This is a genomic window from Sphingomonas glacialis (genome assembly GCF_014653575.1).
Taxonomy (GTDB): Bacteria; Pseudomonadota; Alphaproteobacteria; order Sphingomonadales; family Sphingomonadaceae; genus Sphingomonas; species Sphingomonas glacialis.
Map to the genome: position 1 here is coordinate 286298 of NZ_BNAQ01000006.1, position 15811 is coordinate 302108.

Sequence of the window (15811 nt, forward strand, 5' to 3'; positions counted from 1 at the left end):
GCGCTATGCGCGACGACCGAACCGGTAGCGCGCGCCAACGACCGAGCGAACCACCTTGTCGGGCATGGCCGCCGAAGCCGCATTAAGAAACACGTCACCGCTGCAATGGCCGGGAATGATGTAGTCCGGATTAAGCGCCTGCATCATCGCGACTGTCTCGAGCGCCTGCGCCTTGGTCTGGGGCGGCACGAGATGGAACCCGCCGACGATCGCGTGGACGCGCGACACACCCGAGACGGCCTGGGCTCGGCGAATGGTGTTGATTATCCCGCGGTGGCTGCATGCACCGATCACGACAAGACCGTGCCCGGAAAGGTTGAAAGCGGTGCCCAGCTCGTGGATCGCGTCGTCCACCACGAAATTCAGATCCCGCTTGGCCGGCTCAAGCAGCGCGCGGTCGCACTGTCTTCCCGGCAGCATGGCTGTCGGGACGCGCGGGCGCTCGCTGGTGACATAGGGGATCTCTCCCGTGGTGAATCTATGTCCCGCGACGACATGCGGATCCCCGGAGACGATCAGGTCGATGCCCGCTCTTGCAATCGCGGGACGATCGATCGCGCCGAACGACGAAGCGCCGGGCCGCGTGCCGCGCAACCGTTCGCAGAACGCCTCCTCGCCACCGACGAACAGTGGTGTGCGGCGCCGAACTTCACGGGTGGCGAGCAATCCGTCGAGGCCGCCGAAATGATCATAGTGCCCGTGGCTCAGCACCATCGCGTCGATGCTGCCCGGGCTGACGCCGAGCAGATCGAGGTTGTTGAGAAGCGCCTTCGGAGTGTAGCCGAAATCGATCAGCGTCGTGTGCGGCGTCGAGCCGCCCACTGCGCTCCGCGCGAGAAGAGAGTATCCCCATTCGCCGGCATACGCCTTGTGGTAGTCCGGCGCCGGGACGGGCCCGGTCACGGTTATGTCGGCCCGCTCAAAGTCGGGAGCGAAGACATTCGAGAAGTTGTCGACTACGACCGTGAGATCGAGACTGTCGATGGCAGGCACGCTCAAGGTTGCGGCCGTAGCGGGCTGCGACGTCGCGACGAGGGCAGCGAGGCCCATGCCAAGGAACGATCTGCGGTCGAACTCCATGTCGTGCGTCCCCTATCAGTGGCTTGGTTTAAGTCTGGCAGACTACCTTGATGGTGGGTGGGGTGGCTTAAGGTTTGTCAGCACCCTGGTTTAACCGCTGGATCAGTGCCGTGAAAATCGGCTTATCCAGCCAACGCTCCCCACCCGACCGGCGATGGCCGCGGCCGCTGGGAAGCGCGAAACCAACGCTGAGACCCCCAATCGCCGTGCCGCCGTGTTGAACCTGGTTCATCGACACCCGACGTGCCCACCAGTGGTCAGGTTGGGTCCTGTATTTCACTTCGACAATTGACTGGCAATCATCGGTACCCATGGCCCGGTCAAGAATGCGAGCAGCGGGACTCGATTTCGGCAGGTCCAAGGAACGTCTATTTTCGAAAAAGGAATTGCATTCATCGCGCGAGCGCACACCCTGCACGGCGAACGGCAGACAAGGCGACTTACGATCATGATCGGTGAAATCGGTTCCTCGACCATAATGTCTCGGACTGGATCACGGTACGGTGCGCAGTCGTTACTCACCCTACTCGCAATCGCGATGCTCGCGGGCACGAATCTCGCGCACGCGGCGCCTGCCGCCGCGGCTCCAGCCTGGGCAGGCGTTTGGCGCGGCACGGTCGGCACCGCCGCCGTGCGGGTCTGCCTGCAGCACGACGACTATCAGGACATCGGCGCGTACTACTATCTGCGCCACCTCACGATCATCAGCCTTGGCAAGCTGGGTGAACAGCCCGTTTGGACCGAAGCCCCCAACTCGGATCGGGCTGCCAAAGGTCCGCTCTGGCGTCTCACCACGATCACGAACACGCATCTTCAGGGAAGCTGGAGCGCGGGCACGCAAACGCTACCCATCACCCTCGACCGTGTGGCTTTGGCAAAGGCGGATGCGGAGGACTCCGGTACGACCTGCGGCAATCCCGCCTTCAGCCTGCCGCGGTTCACCAAGCCGATACTCGTCAGAAAGCCCGCGACCTTGAACGGGATCATCTACACCCGGATCCTGGTCGATCCGGGCAGGCAGTTCGAACAATCGGGCACCGAGACGTTCCAGCTTCGAGGCACGACGCCAGCGATGCGGCGCGTCAACGCCGCGCTCTACGCGACGGTCCCCACCGGGCCAGAGAACGCCACCTACTTCACCTGCTCGATGGCCGCTCTCGGCCAGAACGGGCTGGACGGGGATGACTCTTCGACCCTCAAACCGCTTATCCTCATGAAAAACTGGATGGTGTCGGAGGACGACGAAGAGAACGATTGCGGGGGCGCCCATCCAAATTCGGATGTTCGCTACGCGACCTGGGATCTGCGAAGCGGCGCCCAGATCAATCTCTACGACTGGTTCACCACGGCCGCGCTGACACAGACGATCAATGATCGTGGTTCGAAGAATGCCTATGTCACGGTCGCCTTCAGGCCTGCGTTCAAACATCTGATCGACGTCGCCTACTCACGTGACGATCCCGAATGCAGGGACACTCTGGCGGAGGCGGACGCGTGGGATCCGCGCCTTACCGAGGCGGGAATCGCCTTCACTCCTGAACTGCCACACGTGGCTCAAGCCTGCGAAGAGGACGCTCTGGTTTCCTTTGCCCAGCTCACGCCATTCCTCAATACGACAGGAAGGGCGCAAATCGCGGCTTTCCGGAAGGAACTAAGTCCTTCAAGGCGAAAATAATGCGCGTTCCAACGCCGCGACCCTTGGCGCAACAGGGGAACCGCTGACGTCTGAACGGTGCTTCTGACAGGATCACGTCGTCTCAGCCTCAAGGAAATCGAGCCACGGCCTTCATCAGAAATTTTACAGCGGCCGATCTCGACGCGGTGTATCAGATCGCCGTTGAAACCGGTGATAGCGGTGCCGACGCGTCACGCTTGTATCGCGATCCCAAACTCTTGGGGCACATTTACGCAGCGCCCTACGCCCTGTTCGCTCCAGACCTGGCCTTGGTTCTCGAAGACGACTTTGGCGTCGGCGGATACATCGTCGGAGCATTGGATACGCGGGCGTTCGAGCAAATCCTTGAAGAAAAATGGTGGCCCGCGCTTCGGGCTTCGCACGCCGATATCAGTGACGATCTTGTCGGCGTGACTGCCGGGGATGATGTGGACGCTTGGCGGACCATCCACCATCCGCGTCGCGCGCCGGACTGGCTCGTGAAACACCACCCGTCGCACCTCCACATCAACCTGCTGCCGCGTCTGCAGGGGGGCGGTTATGGCGGACGCCTGCTCCGAGCCTGGATCGAGCGGGCGCGGGAGCTTGGCTCGACTGGATTCCATCTTGGCGTTAGCCAGGACAACACGCGAGCTGCGGGCTTCTATGAGCGGCAAGGCCTGACGCGCTTGTTTCCGAAGGATGGATCCGACGACGCAGCGATTTGGTTCGGCGGGACGATTTCTGGGGGGTAAATCGGCGCTTCGTATTCGAGCGGTTACGCCTTAGGCGACGGCGATGGACAGATTTCAAGTCGCGCGCGTTGGCTCAATCAAGACAAAGCTAGCGGCAGTTTTTGCTTTTTCGGCCATCGCCGTTCCCATCGCCGCCGGTGCGGATGTCGATCGCATCACCGTGGAGCGCGCGAACGGCAAGCCGCTTGCAGTCTTCGATGCGGATCGCGCGCTGGGCGCGTCGATCGACGGCGGGGCGCAAGGCGAAGCGGCGGCGATGTTCCGCAGCGCTAATCTTGTGGCGATGCGGCGCTCGAGCTTCCAGCGGCTGGCGTATCGCTTGCGCTCGGAGCTCGCCAATGAGGCGTGGCACTGGTCGTCCGAAGGCTCGTGGAGCGATGCGATGCACAGCCAGGGCTATTGGACCGGAGACGCGCAGGCCGACACGCACGGGCTCGTCACCTTTGGCTATAGATTGCCGCGGCGCGGCAACACGATCGATCAGGCGAACGACGACGGCTATTCACGGCTCGACGATGGCGACCCGGCGAGCTTCTGGAAGAGCAATCCGTATCTCGATCCGCATTTCTCGAAAGAGGCGCCCGCCCGCCCGCAATGGGCAGTGGTCGAATTGCCGCGACGCATGCCGATCGACGCGATCCGTCTTGCGTGGAAGCACCCCTATGCGCGGGGCTATGCCGTGCAATATTGGGTCGGCGCGGATGAATATGAGGGGCGGTGGCACGACTTCCCGCAAGGTGTGGTCGCCGATGGCCATGGCGGGACGGTCACGCTTCGGATCGCCAAGACGTCGGTCGCGACCAAGTTCGTCCGAATCCTGTTGCAGCAATCCTCGAACACCAGCGATGCGCCCGGCAACGATATTCGCGACCAGCTCGGCTTTGCGATCGGCGAGATTTCGCTTGGTACGATGAACGCATCGGGGAAGCTGACTGATGTCATTCGGCACGGTGCGGAGCGACACCGGCAGACACTCGTCTACGTCTCCTCGACCGATCCATGGCACCGCGCGAACGACCGTGATGCCGAGACAGAGCAGCCTTCGTTCGAGGCGCTGGCGAAGTCGGGCGTGATCCAGAAGACGCCGATCATGGTTCCGGCTGGGTTGAACTTCGACACACCCGAAAATGCAGTGGCGGAACTGCGCTATCTCACCGCGCATCATATCCTGTTCGACCGCGTCGAGCTCGGCGAGGAGCCCGATGGCGCGATGATCTCTGCGCCCGATTACGCCGCGCTCTACCTCGAATTCGCGCGCCGGTTGCACGCGAGCTTCCCCCAGGTTGCGATCGGCGGCCCGAGCCTCCAGGACGGTGTCGCCGACACGTGGCTCGATCCCGATCCTGACGAAAGCTGGACCAGCCAGTTCTTCAAGTATCTCAAAAGCCATGACGGGCTCGATCAGTTGGGCTTCTTTTCGTTTGAGCTGTTTCCGTTCGACAATCTGTGTGGCTCGGTGCCCGAGAAACTGCTTCGGCGCAGCGCGGTGATAGACACGATCTTCCAGCGGCTGAAAGAGGATGGCGTGCCGCGGTCGATCCCATGGGTCATCACCGAATATGGCTTCTCCGCCTTTGCCGGGCGCGCGATGGTGGAGATGCCGAGCGCGTTGCTCAATGCCGACATGATCGCCGACTTTCTCGAACGCGGCGGGTCGGCGGCGTATCTCTATGGCTACCCGCCCGACGAACTGCTCGACGGCGACCTTCCATGCTCGGGCAAGGGCAATATGATGCTGTGGGAGATGGACGAGCACGGCACGCCGCGCTGGGCGATGCCGAGCTTCTATGCCGCGCAGATGATGAACCCGGCCTGGGCCGCCCCCGGCCGCAATACGCTGTTCCAGGCGACGACGACGCTCAAGGATGGCCGCGGGCGGGCGCTGGTGACGGCCTATCCGCTCCTTCGGGCGGATGGGACATGGTCGCTGTTGATCGTCAATCGCGGGACAGCGGACGTGACCGCCAAGGTGGCGTTCAAGAGCGTCGCAGCCGCCGCGAATAGTCCGCTCCGGGTCCTGCAATATTCCGCGCGGCAATATGCCTGGGATGCGCGGCTCGGCCATCCAAGCCTCGATCTGCCGCCCGAGGAGAGGACAGTCCCCAGTTGGAAAGCCGACCTCGCCCTGCCCGGACTGTCGCTCACGGTCGTCAGCGGTGCCGGACCACCGGCAGAGGCGCTGGAATGATTGTTCGATGCAATAGCGCTTTGGGCCTCCACGCCTGCGCCGACCCGAGCGGCGACCCTCTTCCGGCTACCTGGCGAAACTGAAGCGCTATCAAAAATGCCGACCGAATGCCTTTCGACGCCAAGACCCAATCGCTGCCGTTTCCGGCTCCCTAACCGCTTCCCAAAAACGGTCGCTTTTTCATATTCTGCTTCGACCTCGTCCCGCGCTGACTGGCAAGCGAAAGTCATGCGTGCGAAGAGCGTTTCCATGACCACCGCACTCAAGGCGATTCACACCCACGCTTTGGATTTCTGGCTCGCACGCCTCTCCGTTGTGGTGATCGCGTGCCTGCAGCTCATCATGATCAACGACCTGACTCTTGGGCCGCGGTGGCTGGCGCCGGGGCTCGAACTGGGACTGCTGCTGCCGCTTTCAGTCGCGACGGCCTGGACTCAGATATCCGCGCGCGACGCGAGGACGGAGGCGCATTGGCGGCTGGTCGCCAGAGCACGATATGGCATTCGCCTGCTTGCTCTGACTATGACGGCGCTGATCACGATGATCAATTTCGAGGCGTTGATCGAACTGGTTCATGCGCTGCTCAACGGCCACGCCTCCAAAGTCGGCCAAACCTTGCTGTTGGATGCGCTCAATATCTGGGGCACCAACGTCATCATCTTCGCCCTGTGGTTCTGGACCCTCGATCGTGGTGGCCCGGCCTCTCACGGGGTGGTCGACAGTTGCAAGTGCGATTTCCTGTTCCCGCACATGACCATGAATACGCCCGAGGCTGCGACCTGGAAGCCCGGTTTCGTGGACTATCTGTATCTCGCCTTCACCAACGCCACCGCCTTTTCACCGACCGACACGTTGCCGCTTTCGCGCCGTGCGAAGCTCATGATGATGTTCGAATCCGCAGTGTCGTTGCTGACGATCGCGTTGGTCGCCGCGCGTGCGGTAAATATCCTCGCCTGACCGCATTATTTAGAGAGTCAGCAGCCGCCGCTCGGTGAGTGTCATGGTTATCGCCGTGAGGCCTTCGCTGATTTCCGCAAGACCCGCGAGGATCGCGTCCGGCGCCTTGCTCTCGACCAGAGCGCAGAGCGTCGCAGCCTGCCCGATCAGCATCTTGTCTTTCTCGGCCAGCGCTATCAGCGTGGCGACCTCTTCCCGGTACCGCTGCGTCATGCGATCGTTTTCCGGGACAGGCGCGTGGCGTACTTGCCCCTCGATCCCGCCGATCGCCTGGGACAACGATTCCAATTGCCGCACACTGGCAAGTATTTCGGGGGGCGGGAAAGGATTGGCGCGCGTCGGCGTCGGGATATGCTCCCGACGAAATAGACCCTCAGCGCCAGACACCGCTTTGCGCGCGCGGCCGAGTAGCTCGCAAACCACGGTGCGCGCTTTCTGATCGTCTGCGCGGAGCTGGTTCTCGTCGCGATAGAAGTTATAGCCGTAGCCGTGGAAGAGATTGATCGCGATCTCCCCCAGCGGCCCGACATCGTAGAAGTCCGTCATGCGACCGTCGGCGCGGTGACATCGCCGAGCGGCAATACGCCGGTCGCTGCGGCGCCGATATTGAAGGGCAGCCCGCACGCCGCGTTGGGCGCCGAGATCAACCCCTTGTCCGCCATGCGCAGCGCCAGATAATAGCGCACCGCCTCGATCGGGCTCAGGCCGATCGCCTGGAGCGAGATGAGTTCACGCATGCGTTCGTCGCGCGGCATGATCAGGACCTTCAGGTCGTTGAGCATGATGCCGTAGACCTTGAGAAAGTCGCCGAGGTGCTGCTTCACCAACTCGCGCACGTCGCTGATGCGCTCGTTGATATTCTCCATTTTGGTGATCTGGATGATCTGGTTGATCGCCTGCTCGATGGCCGGACCGGCATATTCGGCGATCTCCGCCGTGTCGATTTCAATACCGGCGAAGGGCATATGCGTGATGAGGTCGAGCGCTTCTTCCTTCGAGTCGATGTGAATATAGTAATCCACGACATAGGCCATCTCGGCCATTTCCGCCGAAGTGGCTATGCCCTCGTTGCGCACCAGCAGCTTCGAGCGATTGATGTAGATGACTTCATATTGCCACGGCGAGTTGCCGCCGAAAAAGCCTTGAGCGATCGATCCGAGGATCGGCGCATTTGGCGTCTCGAGCGCGTATTGCCCAGTATCGTAGACATTGAGCACCGCGCCGCGCGATTTGAGGACACAGAAATGATTGCTCTCGACCGTGAGAAGCGACCCCGAGACGATGCTGGCATCGCCGACTTTCATCGCAACCGTCCGGGTTCCGAGCGCGTCGGTCCCGTCCGCACGCAAAGTGCTGATCACCTGACGAGTAAGTGCCACGGAATTATCCCCTTATCTTTGACGTTGACAAAATCGTGTCGAAGTCTGGATCGCGGATCAGCCAGTCCGGGGCGTGCACAAGCCGGGGCCGGCCATGGCGTTCAGCATGATGGCGGTTCGGTCGACTGCGCTAACGTTAGGCCCATCGCTGAGCAGGTAACCGGATGTGCGAGCCAATTTCACGGCCTGTGCGGGGCGCGGTGCCGCTGACTTTGCAAACGATCCATCGTCCGTCGGTTCATGCTCGAAAGCTGCTTCGACAGACGCTTTACGTTCCTCCCGAGACGAAAGGACGGGCAACATTGTCCGCCGCATTGTGGCGAAGCGCGCGCCGGCCACGCCGACACTTACGAGGATGAGGAAGATGGTGATGGTCAACTTCGCCCTTTCCCCATCTCTGCGATTGCACGTGGTGGCCGCCACGACACACGCATGTCGCCCGCCACCGAACTTCCCGCTTATGTCTCTAACTTGCCAGCAAAAATGACCGGCCGAAACAAACTTGCATTGCCTCTGACGAGCGGACTTACCAACGGCATGAATTCTGGGGAGCAGATCAAGCGATTTCCCAAACCGGCTGCTTTTAATACTCCGCTCAAGGCTTAAAAATAGCCGCTTGCCAGCCTGCCGATCCTAACCGAAAGCTCGGCAAACGCGTCGAACCCTCTATCAAAATTGAGGTGGTTTTTTGAGCAGATGGGCTATGGCGTAAGCGCGTTCCGGGAGTGCGTATTCGGCAACCGGCTTCTGGCCGTACCAAGGCGACTTTCGAGATGACCGATTTGGCGGCCGCTCCCCATTCTCCGGACGCGGTGAAGCAGCCCCGGCGCCCGAAGTTGCGCGAGGTGCTTGGCCCTGGACTGATCACCGGAGCCTCGGACGACGATCCAAGCGGCATTGCCACCTATTCGCAGGCAGGCGCGCAGTTCGGATACGCTCTCGGTTGGATCATGCTTTTCAGCTGGCCGCTCATGTGCGCGATTCAGGAGATCAGTGCTCGAATCGGCCGGGTTACCGGGCGTGGCATTGCTGGCAATCTCAAGCTCCATTATCCCGCATCGTTGCTGCACGGGATCGTAGCGCTTCTCATTGTGGCCAATACAATAAATATCGGTGCCGACCTCGGGGCAATGGCCGCTGCGCTGCAGCTGCTGATCGGCGGCCCCCAACTGGTTTACGTCGCGCTGTTCGCCGTCGCGTCCGCCCTTCTTGAGATCTTCGTGCGCTATTCCCGCTACGTCTCGGTTCTGAAATGGCTGACCGTGTCGCTCTTTGCCTATGTGGGCGTGGCATTCATTGTGAAACTGCCGTGGGGAACCGTAGCGCACGCACTCGTCATCCCGGACATCGCGTTCAATGCCGCCTACCTAACCGTTGTCGTCGCGATCCTCGGCACGACGATCAGTCCATATTTGTTTTTTTGGCAGGCTGAGGAAGAGGTAGAAGATGTCAAAGAACGTTTCGGCGCCAAGCCGCTGGTCCGGGCACCGGACCAGGCAACTGCCGAGCTGCGCCGAATCCGCTGGGACACGATCATTGGCATGGCGTTTTCAAACGTTGTGGCGCTGTTTATTATCTTAACGACCGCCGCGACGCTGCACGCGCACGGCGTGACCGACATCCAGACGTCCGCTCAAGCGGCTCAGGCGCTCAAACCGATCGCCGGCCGCTTCGCCTTCCTGATCTTCGCTCTCGGCATCATCGGCACCGGGTTGCTCGCCCTACCGGTTCTTGCCGGATCGTCGGCATATGCCCTTGGCGAAGTCTTCGCGTGGCATGTCGGCCTCACCCGCAAACCACAGCGTGCTAAAGGATTTTACGCTACGATCGCGACCGCTACGCTGGTGGGCGCTGCGCTAAACTTCACCCCAATCGATCCGATCAAGGCGCTGTTCTGGAGCGCAGTCGTCAACGGAGTCGTTGCGGTCCCGGTAATGGTCATGATGATGCTCCTTGCCCGCAACCCGAAAGCTATGGGTGTCTTTCGCCTGCCACGCATGCTTTCAATCGTAGGCTGGATGGCCACGGCGACGATGACTTTGGCCGCGGTCGGCATGTTCGCTACGCTGAGCATTTGAAACTCCGCCGCGGGGCGGGTTCAGCATAGAGTGCGCGACGGTATCAGCGATCGGTTCGTAACGAACGATCTTGGTTGAACACCTGTTGTGCGACCCACATCCAGACATCCGCGAGCTGATTTTCAGCTACCCCCAAATCGGCCATTCTATTCTCGATCTGAGATCGGTTTGAGCGCTGCTCAAGCGCTAGATCGAACGGCTGAAGAGGCGGCTGAACGAAACCAGATCAGCGGAATAGTTCCGATGTCTGGCGCCTTGGTTTCTGTGGAGTCAAACGAATGGGGCCGCCGCACTTGCTTGGGAGCTTTAAGTGCGGCGGCCCACCCGAACGGTCGTCCGTGGTGATTCAAACGTAAGCCTATGGGCGGTCACGCGCCAGTGCAATGATCGCTTTGTACTTGCTGCCCGCAAAAATTTAAGGGAAACCGCGGACGCGTCGACCGATCGGTCGAGCAACTCTCTAAGGGGATGCAGATGAGCAAGAAACTCGTACTCGTCGCAGGCTTTTGCCTGCTGTCGCTTACCGCTTGCGGTCACAAGACCGCTGCCGCCGACAACGTGGCCGCTGCCACTGACAATGCCGCGGACAAGATGGACGCGAACGCGTCTGCAATTCGGGATACCGCCGATGCCATGGGTGGTAACACCGAGCTGGCCATGGACAATCGCGCCGATGCGTTGAACAACAAGGCGGATGCGGTTCGCGAGGCTGGCGAAAACAAGGCGGACGCAATGGACGCAGCAACCAAGAAATAAAGCCGCATTAAGTAGCGATGAGGTGCAGGTCTGCGCTTCATCGCTACGAAGTTGCGCCGAAATATGATGCCGTGCGACCACGAAGGCAGAGCGGACCTGCGGCGATATGGCCGTAGACGATGCCGAGCGCAGCTAGGCTTATGGCTGATCTGGGAATACTAAAGTCTTGGTCCCAGTGGAGAGGGCCAACCAGAATCGCTACCGATCGCGCTTTCCTTGTCGCAAGCGGGCATGCATGGATGACTGATGTTTGGAACGTCAGATATCAACGGCGCCGCGCATGTCGTCCAACTCGCTCTGACACCGATCTTCCTGCTGACGGGTCTTGCCTCGCTATTAAATGTCTTCTCAACGAGGCTTGGACGGATTTCCGACCGGGTCGATCGCCTGGCAGGCGATGCTGTCCGTCATCCGCGACAATTGGCCAGGCTGCGCCTTCGCTCCGCCGCGCTCGACCTCGCGGTCTTGTTGGCAACCCTTGCCGGCGCGTTGACATGCTGTGCCGCACTGACGCTGTTTGTAGGTGCTTTGCGAAATGCTGGCACGGGTCGCGCGCTCTTTGCCTTTTTCGGGTCGGCCCTTCTCTGCGCGATCCTCGCGCTCGCCGCGTTCGGCTTCGAGACGGTCGTGTCGGGTCGTTCGGTGCGCGAACAAGCGAACGCCGACGGGGACCAGCAGGAAGATGTCCAAGCTCGGCCTGGCGGCGGTGCGCGGACTTCGAGTAACACATGAGAACGCTCGATGCCGCGATATGGCTGACGCTTACCGCGATCCATCTGGCGGTTATCGTGCGCGCGATCCTGCTCGAAGATCGCGACAGCTATGCGCGCGCTGCTTGGGTCTTGCTCCTCGTTTTGCTTCCGGGGATCGGAACGGTCCTCTACCTGCTGTTCGGTGAACGCTGGATCTCCAACGCGTTCCGCAAGCGCGCGCGCGAATGCTACACGGTGCTTCTCCCCTACGCGCCGCAGACGGGAGCGTGCGACGTGTCGCCGGAATCCGCCAGCGCGTTTCGCACGTGTGAGGCAGCCAGCCGTTGGCCGACTACAAGTGGCAACACGGGGCAAGTTGCATCGGGCCCCGACGCTGCGATCACCGCGATCGTCGCCGATATCAATGCCGCGACGCGCACGGTCAATCTGTCTTTCTATATCTGGTTGAGCGATCACAACGGGACCAAGGTGGTCGACGCGGTGTGCCGCGCCGCAAGGCGCGGCGTAACCTGTCGTATCGTCGCCGACGCCATCGGCTCGCGCGCCCTCATCCGTTCCTTGCACTGGAAGACGATGCGCGAGGCCGGCGCGCATCTGTGTGCGTCGCTACCGGTACCGTTCGGACTGGGCTTCCTCGCCGGCCACCGTACCGATCTGCGAAACCACCGGAAGATCGTCGTCGTGGACGGCGCCACGACATGGTGCGGCAGCCAGAATTGCGCCGATCCGGCATTCCTGCCGAAACGCAAATTTGCCCCATGGGTCGATATCCTCATTCGCTACCAAGGGCCGATCGCGCGGCAGGCCGAAGTGATCTTCGCGTCGGCCTGGATGGCGGAAACCGGCGAGGACATGCGCCCGGTCTTGAGCGCCGAAGTCCCAAATCCGTCACCGTCTGGCTTTTCCGCGATCGCGGTCGGGACCGGACCGCTGTCGCCGCAGGCAACGATGACCGATATCTTCGTCGCGGTGCTCGCCGCCGCTCGCGAGCGCGTCGTGATCACCACGCCCTATTTCGCCCCGGATCCGCCGCTGCTCAATGCGATCGTCGCCGCCGCGCGTCGTGGTGTACGACTGACCATCATCTTCCCGCAGCGCAACGACAGCCGGATCGTCGGCGCGATTAGCCGGGCCTATTATCCTGTTCTGGCGCGGGCCGGTGCGCACATCCACGAATTCCGCGGCGGTCTGCTGCATGCTAAGACCCTAGTCGTCGATGGTACGCTGGCGCTGGTCGGCTCCGCGAACATGGATCGACGCAGCCTCGACCTGAATTTCGAGAACAATGTGGTGTTCGAATCTCGCGCGCTGGTGGCCGAAGTTGCGGCGCACCAAAGCCGGTGGCTGGCCCAGTCGGTCGAGGTCGATCATGGCGGCGTCGCCGCACGATCCCTGCCCCGCCGCTTGCTCGACAATTTGTTGACGATGGCCGCGCCGCTCTTCTGAACCAGGCGACGTGCGTTTGTGGATATGCCAGATGCTCAGCCGGTAGGCCAAACGCCCCACGACGGCAGTTTTGAAGAGGCGCGCAATTGGGCTCGCGTAGAATTCGATTGTTGAAACCATTTCCAGTGTCGATGCAAGCCACGTTCGGCCGCCGCAACCTATCCGCGGGAACCGACTTGCGAGCCGCTTGTTGTCCTTTCGAAACGACCCATCCGGCTGGCGGATGCGGGGGTGTTCCGGAGGATATTATGAGCGAACTGACCGACAAGCTGAATGCCGCTGGCAACAAGATCGCTGGCAACGTGAAGGAAGCGATCGGCAAGGCGACGCACGACGAGAAGCTCGTCGCCGAAGGTGAAGCGCAGCAGCTCAAGGGCACGGCGCAGGACGTCAAGGGCAGCGTCAAGGGCGCGCTCGGCGACAAGATCTAAGGTCGGCGAATAGCTGCGAGACCGCCTCGCGCACGCGAGGCGGTCTTTTCATGTGTCGCATGTAGCAAGGCATGGATCGTTGACCCGCGATCATCCATGGACCCGATCCCCCGGCCCAAGCGTAGGCCTGCACTCTTCAAACAGTCGGTCGCCAGGATCGAACACCGATCGGAGCACCGAACCTGCCGGCGAGGCAATCGTTCGCGGTCGGAATGACAGAAGATTTACTTGCTCGATCCGCCATCGATGACAGACATGCGGCAATCGGAGGCCAACCCATGTTGCACGCCATTCCCATCGGGGTTCCCATCGAAGACTTGCGTCCGACGCAAATGACCGTCGGGTTGCGCGAGGTCGAGCTCAAGCGGCAGCAATGGCGCGACGCCGACAAGCGGGCGCGGGTGAAATTGCTTCGCCGGCATGTCCTGCCTGCGGTGATCGGGCCGAAGCAGCGCCCGTTCATCGTCGATCACCATCACTTCGCGCGCGCCTTGCTGGAAGAGGATGCGGGTCTGGTGGCGGTGTTCGTTGTCGCCGATCTGCGGCATCTCCCCAAACGCGAATTCTGGACCTATCTCGACAATAGCAGCTGGTGCCATGCCTATGACGCGCGCGGACGGCGCTGCGCGCTGCGCGCCATCCCCAAGCATTTGGTAGATCTCGCCGACGACCCCTATCGCAGTCTGGCCGGCGCGCTGATCCGCGCTGGCGGCTATGCCAAAAGCAGCAAGCCGTTCGCCGAATTTCTATGGGCCGACCATTTGCGCGGCAGAATCGAACGCGCAACGGTCGAGGGCGATTGGTCGGCTGCGGTCGCAGCGGCAATGAAGGTGGCGAAAGACGATGACGCCCGCGCCCTGCCCGGCTGGTGCGGTGCGAATTCGGCCGGATTATAGTGCGTCCCGCACGCTTCCGGCGTCCGACCGAGGCTCCGCGCGGGCGCTTTCGCCCACGACGAAGCCGGTGCGGCCGGCCATGATCACGAGTGAGTCTGCCATGACACACGACGACGACGGTGCTGATAGTGTTACCGATCGTCCGGCGCCGGATGCCCGGCGACAGCGCGGCGCCGTCGTCGTTGCGGCCGCCCTGTTGGTGGGGGCCGGGCTTTACACTCTCAAGGATTTTCTGCCCGCACTCGTTTGGGCGCTGGTCTTTGGGATCGCGCTGTGGCCGCTGCGCGATCGCCTGCGCACCCGATTCCCCGGTCGCGTCGGACGATGGGTTCCGCTCGGCCTGGTTACCGCCGTATTGCTGATCTTCGTCATTCCCGTGGCAGTCGTATCGGTGCCGCTCGCGGAGGACGCACATGCTGGCGCAGAGTGGATCAAGCACGCTCGCCAGTCGGGTGTACCGCCGCCAGCCGCGCTCGCGAGCCTGCCTGGAGGAAGTGCGCTGTCACAGACGTGGCAGCGCACGCTTGGACAGCCTGGCGGCGTGTCGCAAATCGCCTCGAGAGCGGCGCATGGCAGCTTGGCTGGGCTGGCTAGGACGGCGGCGCAACAGGTCGCGCACCGACTGGTTCTGGTAGGATTCATGCTGCTGACGCTGTTCTTCCTGCTCCGCGACGGCGACGACGTCGTAGGGGAGTTGCGGACCGTCAGCCGCCGCATCTGGGGCGACGCGGGCGAGGTCATTGGCGAGCAGGTCGTTCGTTCGATCCGCGGGACAGTCGACGGCCTCGTATTCGTCGGCCTTGGCGAAGGCGTCGTTCTCGGTATCGCCTATGCCATTGCCGGCGTTCCGCATCCCACTTTGTTCGGCTTGATCACGGCTCTCCTTGCGATGATCCCGTTCGGCGCGGCGGTGGCAATCCTGCTCTCGGCGGCAATACTGCTTCTTGCGGGCAACGCGACCGGGGCGGCAGCGATCGTCGTGTTCGGATTTGTCCTGACGTTCGTCGCAGATCACTTCATCCGACCGGCGCTGATCGGCGGTGCGACGCGACTGCCGTTCCTGTGGGTGTTGCTGGGTATCCTTGGCGGTGTCGAGGCATGGGGTCTTGTTGGGCTGTTCGTCGGTCCGGCGATTATGGCGGCATTGATGCTTGTGTGGCAGGAAGCGGCCGGTAGAAAATCTGGCCCGCTCGAGCCATCTCTAAGAAAATAGATGCAGATTGACCCAATAAGCGACATCAGGCTCACTCTGGCCGCTGCCCGAAACCGGAAACCCGTTCAGGTTTCGAGTACGGGCCAAACTGGCCAGGCGGCGAATGGCAGGCTCTGCGTCGGCGTTCGTGCATAGCTGCAAATATGCTGGACCTCCCGTTATAGAGTGGACGCTCTATGGAGTGACTGGCTGACCCCAGTGGTGGTGTTCAGTGCTTCTACTCCCGCGGCCCGAGCCACTTTCGAACGTCGTCGCCTTGATGCAC

15 protein-coding genes are annotated in these 15811 nt (G+C 61.8%); 12 read left to right on the forward strand and 3 right to left on the reverse strand.

What is annotated here, in order from left to right; translation table 11 throughout:
- Positions 1-3: 3 nt before the first annotated feature.
- Positions 4-1080 (reverse strand): MBL fold metallo-hydrolase, encoded by a 1077-nt coding sequence (locus IE187_RS18170; protein ID WP_189677428.1) that lies wholly within the window; start codon positions 1078-1080, stop codon positions 4-6.
- 448 nt (positions 1081-1528) lie between these two features.
- On the opposite strand from IE187_RS18170, the gene IE187_RS18175 reads away from it, so the two are divergent.
- The 4 genes from IE187_RS18175 (at position 1529) to IE187_RS18190 (ending at position 6634) form a co-directional block, all read left to right on the forward strand.
- Positions 1529-2755, forward strand: a complete 1227-nt coding sequence (locus IE187_RS18175) for a hypothetical protein (RefSeq protein ID WP_189677429.1) — start codon at positions 1529-1531, stop codon at positions 2753-2755.
- Positions 2756-2901: 146 nt separating this feature from the next.
- Entirely contained in the window at positions 2902-3489 is a 588-nt protein-coding gene (locus IE187_RS18180) for a GNAT family N-acetyltransferase (RefSeq protein WP_229839492.1), read from the forward strand.
- A gap of 43 nt (positions 3490-3532) precedes the next feature.
- The gene (locus tag IE187_RS18185; RefSeq protein ID WP_189677430.1) at positions 3533-5677 is read left to right on the forward strand and encodes a discoidin domain-containing protein; all 2145 of its coding nucleotides are present in this window, start codon (positions 3533-3535) and stop codon (positions 5675-5677) included.
- A 249-nt stretch (positions 5678-5926) separates the two neighbouring features.
- On the forward strand, positions 5927-6634 hold the full coding sequence (locus IE187_RS18190) for a hypothetical protein (RefSeq protein ID WP_189677431.1): 708 nt from the start codon (positions 5927-5929) through the stop codon (positions 6632-6634).
- Positions 6635-6643: 9 nt separating this feature from the next.
- Here the strand turns inward: IE187_RS18190 and IE187_RS18195 are convergent, their stop codons facing one another.
- Positions 6644-7180 carry a hypothetical protein gene (locus tag IE187_RS18195; RefSeq protein ID WP_189677432.1) on the reverse strand — a complete coding sequence of 179 codons (537 nt, stop codon included), beginning with the start codon at positions 7178-7180 and terminating at the stop codon, positions 6644-6646.
- Positions 7177-8013, reverse strand: coding sequence for an SPFH domain-containing protein (locus IE187_RS18200; protein ID WP_189677433.1), 837 nt, complete (start codon positions 8011-8013; stop codon positions 7177-7179). The genes IE187_RS18195 and IE187_RS18200 overlap by 4 nt, the downstream gene beginning before the upstream one ends.
- A gap of 432 nt (positions 8014-8445) precedes the next feature.
- On the opposite strand from IE187_RS18200, the gene IE187_RS18205 reads away from it, so the two are divergent.
- The 8 genes from IE187_RS18205 (at position 8446) to IE187_RS18240 (ending at position 15546) form a co-directional block, all read left to right on the forward strand.
- On the forward strand, positions 8446-8619 hold the full coding sequence (locus IE187_RS18205) for a hypothetical protein (protein WP_189677434.1): 174 nt from the start codon (positions 8446-8448) through the stop codon (positions 8617-8619).
- 167 nt (positions 8620-8786) lie between these two features.
- Positions 8787-10091: an NRAMP family divalent metal transporter gene (locus IE187_RS18210; protein ID WP_189677435.1), complete on the forward strand. Its 1305-nt coding sequence runs from the start codon at positions 8787-8789 to the stop codon at positions 10089-10091.
- Between the two features lie 474 nt (positions 10092-10565).
- Complete coding sequence (locus IE187_RS18215) at positions 10566-10847, forward strand: hypothetical protein (RefSeq protein ID WP_189677436.1); 282 nt, start codon at positions 10566-10568, stop codon at positions 10845-10847.
- Positions 10848-11093: 246 nt separating this feature from the next.
- Positions 11094-11579 (forward strand): DUF2721 domain-containing protein, encoded by a 486-nt coding sequence (locus IE187_RS18220; protein WP_189677437.1) that lies wholly within the window; start codon positions 11094-11096, stop codon positions 11577-11579.
- A complete protein-coding gene (gene cls, locus IE187_RS18225) occupies positions 11576-13006 on the forward strand; it encodes a cardiolipin synthase (protein WP_189677438.1) in 1431 nt (476 codons plus the stop codon). The genes IE187_RS18220 and cls overlap by 4 nt, the downstream gene beginning before the upstream one ends.
- Before the next feature lie 248 nt (positions 13007-13254).
- Positions 13255-13437, forward strand: a complete 183-nt coding sequence (locus IE187_RS18230; protein WP_189677439.1) for a CsbD family protein — start codon at positions 13255-13257, stop codon at positions 13435-13437.
- Between the two features lie 278 nt (positions 13438-13715).
- Entirely contained in the window at positions 13716-14333 is a 618-nt protein-coding gene (locus tag IE187_RS18235; protein ID WP_189677440.1) for a ParB-like protein, read from the forward strand.
- Between the two features lie 67 nt (positions 14334-14400).
- Positions 14401-15546 carry an AI-2E family transporter gene (locus tag IE187_RS18240; RefSeq protein WP_229839495.1) on the forward strand — a complete coding sequence of 382 codons (1146 nt, stop codon included), beginning with the start codon at positions 14401-14403 and terminating at the stop codon, positions 15544-15546.
- The last annotated feature ends 265 nt before the right edge of the window (positions 15547-15811 follow it).

What these genes read in the sequence shown, in the direction of transcription:
- IE187_RS18220 (WP_189677437.1), top strand. Translation starts at nt 11,094, where the DNA reads ATGTTTGGAACGTCAGATATCAACGGCGCCGCGCATGTCGTCCAACTC.
- IE187_RS18170 (WP_189677428.1), bottom strand. Translation starts at nt 1,080, where the DNA reads ATGGAGTTCGACCGCAGATCGTTCCTTGGCATGGGCCTCGCTGCCCTC.
- IE187_RS18190 (WP_189677431.1), top strand. Translation starts at nt 5,927, where the DNA reads ATGACCACCGCACTCAAGGCGATTCACACCCACGCTTTGGATTTCTGG.
- IE187_RS18210 (WP_189677435.1), top strand. Translation starts at nt 8,787, where the DNA reads ATGACCGATTTGGCGGCCGCTCCCCATTCTCCGGACGCGGTGAAGCAG.
- IE187_RS18175 (WP_189677429.1), top strand. Translation starts at nt 1,529, where the DNA reads ATGATCGGTGAAATCGGTTCCTCGACCATAATGTCTCGGACTGGATCA.
- IE187_RS18195 (WP_189677432.1), bottom strand. Translation starts at nt 7,180, where the DNA reads ATGACGGACTTCTACGATGTCGGGCCGCTGGGGGAGATCGCGATCAAT.
- IE187_RS18235 (WP_189677440.1), top strand. Translation starts at nt 13,716, where the DNA reads ATGTTGCACGCCATTCCCATCGGGGTTCCCATCGAAGACTTGCGTCCG.
- IE187_RS18185 (WP_189677430.1), top strand. Translation starts at nt 3,533, where the DNA reads ATGGACAGATTTCAAGTCGCGCGCGTTGGCTCAATCAAGACAAAGCTA.
- cls (WP_189677438.1), top strand. Translation starts at nt 11,576, where the DNA reads ATGAGAACGCTCGATGCCGCGATATGGCTGACGCTTACCGCGATCCAT.
- IE187_RS18215 (WP_189677436.1), top strand. Translation starts at nt 10,566, where the DNA reads ATGAGCAAGAAACTCGTACTCGTCGCAGGCTTTTGCCTGCTGTCGCTT.
- IE187_RS18205 (WP_189677434.1), top strand. Translation starts at nt 8,446, where the DNA reads ATGTCGCCCGCCACCGAACTTCCCGCTTATGTCTCTAACTTGCCAGCA.
- IE187_RS18230 (WP_189677439.1), top strand. Translation starts at nt 13,255, where the DNA reads ATGAGCGAACTGACCGACAAGCTGAATGCCGCTGGCAACAAGATCGCT.